1 protein-coding gene is annotated in these 567 nt (G+C 30.2%); it reads right to left on the bottom strand.

Features of this window, described 5'->3' with window-relative positions:
- Positions 1-10 precede the first annotated feature (10 nt).
- On the bottom strand, positions 11-567 hold a 557-nt coding region (locus ES677_RS15200; RefSeq protein WP_211357905.1), incomplete at its 5' end, for a hypothetical protein.

The following is a 567-nucleotide window of genomic DNA, read 5'->3' as shown; positions in this document are numbered from 1 at the left end:
TTGTGTACAGTTATTTTTTCAGATTATCAAATGTCAAAATCACTTTCGGGCTTTGAGCATCCATAAACATTTTACTTCTTCCAAATAGGCAAATCTTTCCGATTTCATTAAACACGTTATGTTCTCCATTTCCGTTAATCAGAACTTCGGCAGTACAAATTCCGTCAAGATGGTTTTCGTCAATATATTTCCAATGATTTTCAATTTCGTCTTTAAAAACAATATTAAATGCAGGTTCATTGTATTGAATTGTATAATTTCCATCATCCATTTCTGTTGGATTAAAATCAGGATGAGCGTTGTAAATTTTATTAAGTGTTTCTATAGCAGAAGAGTTAATATCAGAAACTCTTTCAGGAAACATTATTACAGTTCCATTTTCAAAAACAGCAATTTGTATTTTTTTATCGGTATAATATTTCGCTTTCTCCAAAATGAGATTCAAATCATTCGGTAGATTTGGTTTCCATTTCGGTTTGGGTGGAAAGTCAATAACTTCCTTTTTTTTGTTAAATAATTTATCAAATATTCCCATTCGTTCGGTTTTGTTTTTAATTGTACACAACG

The organism is Bizionia gelidisalsuginis, assembly GCF_008086185.1.
GTDB lineage: Bacteria > Bacteroidota > Bacteroidia > Flavobacteriales > Flavobacteriaceae > Bizionia > Bizionia saleffrena.
This window is presented reverse-complemented; position numbering and strand designations above follow the sequence as displayed.